The following is an 8,781-nucleotide window of genomic DNA, read 5'->3' on the forward strand; positions in this document are numbered from 1 at the left end:
CTTGGGCCGCTGGGTGGGGGGGTGCATCGGCCTGGCCTGGGGAGAACACGGGCCCCCGAGTTTCCGCAAGCCGCGCGGCGGTAGTGCCGGCCGCTGCCCGGCAACCGCGGCTGGCTGAGGGCGAATTGGCCGGCCCGCGGCCGGCACTACCATGTGAATTCACCGCTACAATTGCCATCGCACTCCGGCATGAAGACCCCTGCCCCTTGAACACCCCTGCATTGCTGGCCGCCAGCGGCCTGAGCTTCTCCCGCAATGACGAGCCGGTGTTCGGCCCGCTGGACTTCCATGTGGACGCCGGCGAGGCACTGCTGGTGCAGGGTGGCAATGGCGCCGGCAAGACCACCCTGCTGCGCGTGCTGGCCGGCCTGGCCCGGCCCGGCGCCGGCCAGGTGCGGATCGACGGCAAGCCCGCCAGCAACGCCGAACGTGCACGCTACGTGGCCTACCTCAGCCATCTGCCGGCCCTGAAGCCAGACCTGGACACGCTGGAGAACCTGCACTTCCTGTGCGGCCTGCATGGCCGGCGTGCCCGGCAGATGCCCGGCAACGCACTGGCGATCGTCGGCCTGGCCGGCTACGAGGACACCCTGGTGCGGCATCTGTCGGCCGGGCAGAGGCGGCGGCTGGCACTGGCGCGCATCTGGCTGTCGCCGGCGCCGCTGTGGCTGCTGGACGAGCCCTATGCCAACCTCGACCTGGAGGGCATCACCCTGGTCAACCGGATGATTTCGGCGCACCTGCGCGCCGGTGGCGCTGCGCTGGTCACCACCCACGGCGCCTATGCCGCACCGCCGGTGCGTACCCGCCAGCTCGACCTCGGCGGTGCCGCATGATCGCGCCGGGTACCGAACCGGGCCTGTGGCAGACCGCAGGCGCCCTGCTCAAGCGCGACCTGCGCCTGCTCTGGCGCCGCCGCGGCGACGCGCTGCAACCGCTGCTGTTCGCGGTGCTGGTGGTGGTGCTGTTCGCGCTGGCGCAGGGCCGCGAGCCACAGCTGCTGGCCGCCACCGCCGGCGCGGTGCTGTGGCTGGCCGTGCTGCTGGCGGGACAGCTGTCGCTGGATTCGCTGTTCCGTTCCGATGCCGAAGACGGCTCGTTGGAACAATGGCTGCTGGCGCCGGTGCCGCTGGCCTGGCTGGTGCTGGTACGCGTGCTGCTGCACTGGGCCACCACCGCCCTGCCGTTGATCGTGGTCAGCCCGCTGCTGGCCGAAATGCTGCATCTGCCGCATGACCAGCTGCCGATGTTGCTGGCATCGTTGCTGCTGGGAACGCCGTTGCTGAGCCTGATCGGTGGCGTGGTCGCTGCACTGACCGTCGGCATCCGGCGCTCTGGTATTCTCGTGGCGTTGCTGTCGTTGCCGCTGTACGTGCCCGTGCTGGTGTTCGGCGCAGGCAGCCTGGCGGCAGCCGGGCGCGGGCAGGATCCGGTCGGTGCGCTGCTGATGCTGGGCGCTGGCCTGCTGGTCGCGCTGGTGCTGGCTCCGCTGGCCACTGCTGCTGCAATACGTATTTCTCTGAGTTGACCGAGCTGAGAGCCAATCCACCCCTGCTGGATAGCCGCCACGCATGAATCCGATTGTCCGCTGGTTCCACCAACTCGGTTCGCCTCCCACGTTCGATCGTTTCGCTGCCCGCTGGTCGCGGGTGTTCTACCTGGTTGCGGTGCCGGTGCTGCTGGTCGGCATGTGGCAGGCGCTGCTGGTGGTGCCACCGGAAGCCAAGCAGCTGGACAGTTTCCGCATCCTCTACATCCACGTCCCCAGTGCCTGGATGAGCCTGTTCGTGTTCGCACTGATGGCGCTGTACGCGGCCATCGCGCTGATCTGGCGGATCAAGGTCTGCGAGATCCTGGCCATGGCCTGCGCGCCGATGGGCGCCGGTTTCACCCTGATCACCCTGCTGACCGGCAGCATCTGGGGCAAGGGCACCTGGGGCACTTGGTGGGACTGGGACCCGCGCATGACCAGCGAACTGGTGCTGCTGTTCCTGTACCTGGGCGTGATCGGCCTGTACCACGCCATCGAGGACCGCCGCAGCGCCGCACGCGCGGCCGGCCTGCTGGCCATCGTCGGTGTCAGCCTGCTGCCAGTGATCCGCTATTCGGTGGACTGGTGGGGCGGCCTGCACCAGCGCCAGTCCATCAACGTGTTCGGTGAATCGGCGATCAGCAGCGCGATGATCGCGCCGCTGTGGTGGATGGTGATCGGCACCAAGTTCTGGTTTGCCGGTTCGGTGCTGGCCAAGGCGCGCTCTGACAATCTCGACCGCGAGGCCGGCAAGGCCTGGGTCGGTGGACGTGTCGGTGCCGAACGCCCTGTCCCGGAGGCCCAGCCATGACCCACCTTCCCTATGTGATCGGCGCCTACGCCGTGTTCGTACTGGTGCTCGGCGCCGATGCCATCGGTTCGTGGCTGCGACTGCGCGTGGCACGCCGGCTGGCACTGGCCCGCCAGCAACGCCAGCAGACCCGGGCGGGCAGGCAGGACGCAGCGACGCCGCTGTCGACGGAGCTGGAACGATGACGCCGGTACAACGCCGCCGCCTGGCCTGGGTATTGCTGGCACTGCTCGCCTCCGGCCTGGCCACCGCGCTGGTGGCGATGGCACTGGAGCGCAACATCGCCTACCTGTACACCCCTTCGGAAGTGCTGCGCGGCGATGTCGATGCGCAGTCGCGCTTCCGCTTGGGCGGCATGGTGGTGAAGGGCTCCTTCAACCGCCCGGTCGGCTCGCTGGAGGCGCGCTTCGAAGTGACCGACGGCGATGCACAGCTGGCGGTGACCACCTCGCGGATCCTGCCGGACATGTTCGCCGAAGGCACCGCGGTGGTCGCCAGTGGCCGCCTGCAGGACGGTGTCTTCGTCGCCGACGAAGTGCTGGCCAAGCACGATGAGAAGTACGTGCCGAAGGAAGTGGCCGACAAGATGGGCGATGCCCATCGCAAGCACGACGTGCCGGTGACGGCCCCCGAGGTGCGCTGAGTGCTGCCCGAACTGGGTCAGATCCTGCTGTTGTGTGCGTTGCTGGCCTCGCTGCTGCAGGCCGGCCTGCCGCTGGTCGGTGCGCATCGCAACAACGCGGCATGGATGGCAGTGGCGCGGCCTGCCGCCTTCGCGCAGCTGCTGCTGTTGGCCGGCGCGTTCGCGGTGCTGACCGCCGCGTTCGTGCAGCAGGATTTCTCGGTGCGCTACGTGGCCGAGAACTCCAATTCGCTGCTGCCGATGATCTACCGCTATTCGGCGGTGTGGGGTGCGCATGAGGGCTCGCTGCTGATGTGGGCGCTGGTGCTGGCATTGTGGACCGGCGCGGTGGCGCTGTTCTCGCGGCACCTGCCAGCACCGGTGCAGGCGCGCGTACTGGCGGTGATGGGCATTGTCAGCGTCGGCTTTCTCGCCTTCCTGATCTTCACCTCCAATCCGTTCCTGCGCCTGAACCCGGCACCGCTGGAAGGCCGCGACCTCAACCCGCTGCTGCAGGATCCGGGGCTGATCATCCATCCGCCGATGCTGTACATCGGTTACGTGGGTTTCGCGGTGCCGTTCGCGTTCGCGGTGGCCGCGCTGCTGGAAGGCCGCGTCGACGCCCGCTGGCTGCGCTGGACGCGGCCCTGGACCAACGTCGCCTGGGGCTTCCTGACTCTTGGCATCGCGCTGGGCAGCTGGTGGGCCTACTACGAGCTGGGCTGGGGTGGCTGGTGGTTCTGGGACCCGGTGGAGAACGCCAGCTTCATGCCATGGCTGGTCGGTGCGGCATTGATCCATTCGCAGGCCGTCACTGAAAAGCGCGGCACGTTCGGCAGTTGGACCCTGCTGCTGGCGATCGCGGCCTTCGCGCTGTCGCTGCTCGGGACCTTCCTGGTGCGCTCCGGTGTGCTGACCAGCGTGCATTCGTTCGCCGCCGATCCGTCGCGTGGCCTGTTCATCCTGGTGTTCCTGTCGGTGCTGGTCGGCGGCAGCCTGCTGCTGTACGCGCTGCGCGCCAGCCAGCTGAGCGTGGACGCCGACGATCCGCGCCGTGGCTTTACCGCCACCTCGCGCGAGACCCTGCTGCTGGCCAACAACCTGCTGCTGGCCACGGCCTGCGCGATGGTCCTGCTGGGCACGCTGTACCCGCTGCTGGCCGATGCGCTGTCGCTGGGCAAGATCTCGGTCGGCCCGCCCTACTTCGGCAGTCTGTTCCTGCTGCTGATGGCGCCGATGATCCTGCTGCTGCCGTTCGGCCCGCTGGTGAAGTGGCAGCGCGACCAAACTTCGCGTGCATTCGCGCTGCTGGCGCCATGGCTGGGGCTGGCCGTGCTGCTGGGCGCGCTGGCCTGGTGGCAGGCGCCGCAGAACGGCTGGAAGGCCGGCATCGGCGTCGCCGCTGCGGCCTGGGTCGCACTCGGCACCGCACGCTTCGTCTGGCAGCGCCTGCGCGGCAATGGCCGCTTCACCGCCGAGATGCTCGGCATGATCGTCGCCCACGCCGGCATCGCCGTGTTCCTGGCTGGCGCGCTGCTGGTCGAAGCGCTGAACGTGCAGCGTGAAGTGGCGCTGGCACCGGGCCAGCATCTGGTGGTCGGTCGCTACGAAGTGCGCTTCGAGGGCGTGGACCATCGCGAAGGCCCCAATTTCATCGCCGACCGCGGTCACCTGCGGGTGTTCCGCGACGGCCGCGAACTGGCCCTGCTGCACCCGGAGAAGCGCCAGTACGCCAGCGGCGGCCAGGTGATGACCGAGGCCGGCATCGATGCACGCTTCGACGGCGATGTCTACGTGGCATTGGGCGAGCCGCTGGGCAACAATGCATGGGCGGTACGGGTGCACATCAAGCCGTTCGTGCGCTGGATCTGGCTGGGCGCGCTGTTGATGGCCCTGGGCGGATTCATCGCCGCCGCCGACCGCCGTTTCCGTCGTCCGTAGGAGTTTCCATGTCCGAGTCCCCTGCCCCGCGCCCCTCCCGCCCGCTGCCGCCGGTAGCCATCGTGATCGGCGTGCTGTTCTTCTTCGGCCTGCTCGGGCTGATGATCTACGGGGTGATGAAATCGGGTGACCCGCAGCGCGACGTGCTGCCGTCTGCGCTGATCGACAAGCCGGCACCCGCGTTCGCGCTCCCGGTGCTGCACGATCCGGAGATGATCGTGCGCAGCGACGACCTGCGCGGTGCGCCCTACCTGCTGAACGTATGGGGCAGCTGGTGCGCGGCCTGCCGCGAGGAACACCCGGTGCTGACCCGTTTTGCCGAAAGCAAGCGCGTGCGCGTGATCGGCTACAACTGGAAGGATGATCCGAAGGACGCGCTGCACTGGCTGGAGCAGCTGGGCAACCCGTTCATGGTGGTGCTCAGCGATGTTGAGGGCCGCACCGCGATCGACTGGGGCGTGACCGCTGCGCCAGAAACCTTCCTGGTTGATGGCAGTGGCATCGTACGCTGGAAGTACAGCGGAGCGATGACCCAGCACGTGGTCGACGAGAAGCTGATCCCGGCACTGGAGAAGATCGAGAAGGCCCAGGGCAGTGCCGGCAACACCCTGCATACGGCGCCCTGAGCCGATGCGCTGGCTGCTGGCGCTGCTGCTCCTGATGCTGCCGCTGGCCGCGCTGGCCCAGCAGCCGCTGCACGATCCGCAGCCGCTGCAGTTCCGCGATGGTGCCGAGGAACGCCGCTTCCATGACCTGGCCGCGCAGCTGCGCTGCGTGCAGTGCCAGAACCAGTCGCTGGCCGACTCCAACGCGCAGATCGCCCAGGACCTGCGCCGGGAGGTGCTGCAGTTGATGCAGCAGGGCCACGACGACGCACAGATCAAGCAGTTCCTGGTCGCCCGCTACGGTGAGTTCGTGCTCTATCAACCACCGTTGCAGCCGGGCACCTGGCTGCTGTGGGGTGGCCCCCTGCTGGTGCTCGGCGCCGGTGCACTGGTGGTGCTGGGCATCGTCCGCCGACGTGGACGCACCTTCGGCGCGGCGCCGGCCGGCAAGGCCGATGAAGGAGACGAATGGTGAACCATTGGCTGCCGGTGCTGGCCGGCCTGGTTGCTGCGCTGATGGCAGCACTGGTGCTGTGGCCGTTGCGCCACCACGGTCGTCGCGGTTTCGTGGTCGGCGTGTTCGCACTGGGCGTGGCCGGTGCCTGCCTGTACCTGCTGGTCGGTGATCCGCGTGCAGCGCAGGTACAGCCGACGCCGTCGGTAGCCACCCTGCGCGATGGCGTGCAGGCCCTGCAGGATGCACTGAAGCGCGACCCTCAGCGTGCCGATGGCTGGGCATTGCTCGGGCGTTCGCAGGCAGAACTGGGCAATGCCTCAGCTGCGGCAGACGCCTTCGCGAAGGCCGCCGAATTGGCACCGGATGATCCTGGTGTGCTGGTGGAAGCCGCGCAGGCGCGCGCGCAGGCTGATGCCGGCAAGCAGTTCGATGACACCGCGATGGCCTGGTTGCAGCAGGCACGTACACAGGCCCCTGACGCCGAGCGCGCCAGCTGGCTGCTGGGCATCGCCCTGCGCCAACGCGGAAAGAATGCCGAGGCCGCGGATGTGTGGAGCGGCCTGCTGCCGCGACTGGAACCGGGTGCCGCGCAGGCGCTGCAGGCGCAGATCGCGATTGCCCGCGAGGCCGCCGGCCATGCGCCCGATGCTGGCGTTGCGGCGCCACCGGCGCTGCTGCAGGTGCGCGTGCAGCTGCCGGCACTGAACAACGACGAGTGGCCCGCCAGCACCCGGGTGTTCGTGCTGGCCCGTGCCGTCGGCGGCCCGCCGATGCCGGTGGCCGCTCGCAAGCTGCCGCTGAGCGGATTCCCGGACACGGTCGGGCTGGGCGACGGTGACAGTCCGATGCCAACCGCACCGCTGTCGGCCCATCGCGAAGTGGAAGTGCTGGCACGCATCTCACGCACCGGCAGCGCCAGCCGCAGCGAGGACGACCTGCAGAGCGTTCCGGTCAAGGTAAGCCTGCCGCATGAAGGCGTGGTGGAACTGCGGTTTCCCTGACTTGTAGAGCCGAGCCCACGCTCGGCTGCGATTGGCTTGCCGGCGCTCGCCAGCCGAGCATCGGCTCGGCTCTACAGCAGATCCACGCCATGCGTGGATACGACGGTCCGGTCCGCGTCCACCCGCTGCTGGAAACCAGCGTGTCGCCAGCTCCACATGCGGCCCCGCTAGAATGCGTGCATGACCGAATTCATCCCGCCCGGCACCCGCTTCCACGCCCTGCCTTCGCCGTTCCCGTTCAAGCGCGGTGGCGCCCTGCACGGCGCGCGCGTGGCCTACGAGACCTGGGGAACGCTGGCGACTGACGCCAGCAATGCGATCCTGATCGTGACCGGCCTGTCGCCGGATGCGCATGCGGCCGCCAACGAGGCCAATCCGGCACCGGGCTGGTGGGAAGCGATGGTTGGCCCCGGCAAACCCATCGATACCAACCGCTGGTTCGTGGTGTGCGTGAATTCGCTGGGCAGCTGCAAGGGCTCGACCGGCCCCGCTTCGCTCAACCCGGCCAACGGTGAGCCCTACCGCCTGGACTTCCCCGAGCTGTCGATCGAAGACGGCGCGCGCGCCGCGATCGAAGTCGTGCGTGCGCTGGGCATCGAGCAGCTGGCCTGCGTGGTCGGCAACTCGATGGGCGGCATGACCGCGTTGGCCGTGCTGATGCTGCACCCGGGCATTGCGCGCAGCCACGTCAACATTTCCGGCAGCGCGCAGGCGCTGCCGTTCTCCATCGCGATCCGCTCGCTGCAGCGCGAGGCAATCCGCCTTGACCCGCGCTGGAATGGCGGCCACTACGACGACGACGCGTATCCCGAGTCCGGCATGCGCATGGCGCGCAAGCTGGGCGTGATCACCTACCGCTCGGCGCTGGAGTGGGATGGCCGCTTCGGCCGCGTGCGGCTGGATTCGGACCAGACCGACGACGATCCGTTCGGCCTGGAATTCCAGGTGGAAAGCTATCTGGAAGGGCACGCACGGCGCTTCGTGCGTTTCTTCGATCCGAACTGCTACCTGTACCTGAGCCGCTCGATGGACTGGTTCGACCTGGCCGAGTATGCCGACGGCGACGTGCTGGCCGGGCTCGCGAAGATCCGTGTGGAGAAGGCGCTGGCGATCGGCGCGAACACCGATATCCTGTTCCCCGTGCAGCAGCAGCAACAGGTTGCCGATGGCCTGCGCGCCGGCGGCGCCGATGCGCACTTCATCGGCCTGGAATCGCCGCAGGGCCATGACGCTTTCCTCGTCGATTTCGAACGTTTCGGCCCGGCCGTGCGCGGCTTCCTCGACGCATTGTAAGTGGCGTGGCGGCGTAACCTCGCACTGGCCGCGTTCGGCGCGTTGATCGCGCTGATGATCAGCGGCGTGCTGCCGCTGTGGCTGGGCGGCTGGTACCTGCTGGCCAGTGCGGTGTCGTTCGGCCTCTATGGCCATGACAAGCGCGCGGCGCAGCGAAAGCAGTGGCGTATTCCCGAGCGCACCCTGCAGCTGCTGGCCTTTGCAGGTGGTTGGCCCGGCGCACTGCTGGGCCAGGCGATGTTCCGCCACAAGCACCGCAAGGCCGCGTTCCAGTGGGTGTTCTGGTTGTGCGTGCTGGCCAACGTGGCCTCGATCGCGGTGATGCTGCGCGAGTTTTCGCGGTAACCGTTCGAATGGGTAGTGCCGGGCGCCGGGGCGCCACCGCCCGACGGTGGGCGCCGCGGCGGGGCCCCCCCCCCCCCCCGCCACTACCCATTCGAACGGTTACCGCGAAAACTCGCGCAGCATCACCGCGATCGAGGCCACGTTGGCCAGCACGCACAACCAGAACACCCACTGG

11 protein-coding genes and 1 pseudogene are annotated in these 8,781 nt (G+C 68.5%); 11 read left to right on the top strand and 1 reads right to left on the bottom strand.

Annotation, left to right across the window (positions count from 1 at the left end; all coding sequences use genetic code 11):
* Positions 1–206 precede the first annotated feature (206 nt).
* The 11 genes from ccmA to R5H29_RS14305 all read left to right on the top strand — a co-directional run bounded on the left by ccmA (position 207) and on the right by R5H29_RS14305 (position 8,606).
* On the top strand, positions 207–836 hold the full coding sequence (ccmA, locus tag R5H29_RS14255) for a heme ABC exporter ATP-binding protein CcmA (protein ID WP_171952839.1): 630 nt from the start codon (positions 207–209) through the stop codon (positions 834–836).
* Positions 833–1,528 (top strand): heme exporter protein CcmB, encoded by a 696-nt coding sequence (gene ccmB, locus R5H29_RS14260; protein ID WP_006456616.1) that lies wholly within the window; start codon positions 833–835, stop codon positions 1,526–1,528. The genes ccmA and ccmB overlap by 4 nt, the downstream gene beginning before the upstream one ends.
* Positions 1,529–1,571: 43 nt before the next feature.
* Positions 1,572–2,342, top strand: coding sequence for a heme ABC transporter permease CcmC (ccmC, locus tag R5H29_RS14265; RefSeq protein ID WP_180832190.1), 771 nt, complete (start codon positions 1,572–1,574; stop codon positions 2,340–2,342).
* Positions 2,339–2,527 (top strand): heme exporter protein CcmD, encoded by a 189-nt coding sequence (gene ccmD / locus R5H29_RS14270; RefSeq protein ID WP_019660476.1) that lies wholly within the window; start codon positions 2,339–2,341, stop codon positions 2,525–2,527. The genes ccmC and ccmD overlap by 4 nt, the downstream gene beginning before the upstream one ends.
* Positions 2,524–2,985, top strand: a complete 462-nt coding sequence (gene ccmE, locus R5H29_RS14275; protein WP_100446247.1) for a cytochrome c maturation protein CcmE — start codon at positions 2,524–2,526, stop codon at positions 2,983–2,985. Before ccmD ends, ccmE begins: the two co-directional genes overlap by 4 nt.
* Entirely contained in the window at positions 2,986–4,905 is a 1,920-nt protein-coding gene (locus R5H29_RS14280) for a heme lyase CcmF/NrfE family subunit (RefSeq protein WP_134729933.1), read from the top strand.
* Between the two features lie 8 nt (positions 4,906–4,913).
* Complete coding sequence (locus tag R5H29_RS14285) at positions 4,914–5,531, top strand: DsbE family thiol:disulfide interchange protein (protein WP_332329326.1); 618 nt, start codon at positions 4,914–4,916, stop codon at positions 5,529–5,531.
* Positions 5,532–5,535: 4 nt separating this feature from the next.
* On the top strand, positions 5,536–5,985 hold the full coding sequence (locus tag R5H29_RS14290) for a cytochrome c-type biogenesis protein (protein ID WP_164144825.1): 450 nt from the start codon (positions 5,536–5,538) through the stop codon (positions 5,983–5,985).
* Positions 5,979–6,968 carry a tetratricopeptide repeat protein gene (locus R5H29_RS14295; protein WP_332329327.1) on the top strand — a complete coding sequence of 330 codons (990 nt, stop codon included), beginning with the start codon at positions 5,979–5,981 and terminating at the stop codon, positions 6,966–6,968. Before R5H29_RS14290 ends, R5H29_RS14295 begins: the two co-directional genes overlap by 7 nt.
* Positions 6,969–7,148: 180 nt before the next feature.
* On the top strand, positions 7,149–8,261 hold the full coding sequence (locus tag R5H29_RS14300; protein ID WP_332329328.1) for a homoserine O-acetyltransferase: 1,113 nt from the start codon (positions 7,149–7,151) through the stop codon (positions 8,259–8,261).
* Positions 8,262–8,606, top strand: coding sequence for a DUF1294 domain-containing protein (locus R5H29_RS14305; protein WP_332329329.1), 345 nt, complete (start codon positions 8,262–8,264; stop codon positions 8,604–8,606).
* 99 nt (positions 8,607–8,705) lie between these two features.
* Here R5H29_RS14305 and R5H29_RS14310 read toward each other — a convergent pair.
* A pseudogene (locus R5H29_RS14310) lies at positions 8,706–8,781 on the bottom strand (DUF1294 domain-containing protein); the annotation flags it as partial.

It is taken from the genome of Stenotrophomonas sp. A3_2 (genome assembly GCF_036624925.1).
Lineage (GTDB): Bacteria > Pseudomonadota > Gammaproteobacteria > Xanthomonadales > Xanthomonadaceae > Stenotrophomonas > Stenotrophomonas hibiscicola.

Excerpts from the sequence above, each read along its gene's own strand:
- R5H29_RS14290 (WP_164144825.1), top strand. The coding sequence starts at position 5,536 with ATGCGCTGGCTGCTGGCGCTGCTGCTCCTGATGCTGCCGCTGGCCGCG.
- ccmD (WP_019660476.1), top strand. The coding sequence starts at position 2,339 with ATGACCCACCTTCCCTATGTGATCGGCGCCTACGCCGTGTTCGTACTG.
- ccmE (WP_100446247.1), top strand. The coding sequence starts at position 2,524 with ATGACGCCGGTACAACGCCGCCGCCTGGCCTGGGTATTGCTGGCACTG.
- R5H29_RS14300 (WP_332329328.1), top strand. The coding sequence starts at position 7,149 with ATGACCGAATTCATCCCGCCCGGCACCCGCTTCCACGCCCTGCCTTCG.
- ccmC (WP_180832190.1), top strand. The coding sequence starts at position 1,572 with ATGAATCCGATTGTCCGCTGGTTCCACCAACTCGGTTCGCCTCCCACG.
- ccmB (WP_006456616.1), top strand. The coding sequence starts at position 833 with ATGATCGCGCCGGGTACCGAACCGGGCCTGTGGCAGACCGCAGGCGCC.
- R5H29_RS14285 (WP_332329326.1), top strand. The coding sequence starts at position 4,914 with ATGTCCGAGTCCCCTGCCCCGCGCCCCTCCCGCCCGCTGCCGCCGGTA.
- R5H29_RS14295 (WP_332329327.1), top strand. The coding sequence starts at position 5,979 with ATGGTGAACCATTGGCTGCCGGTGCTGGCCGGCCTGGTTGCTGCGCTG.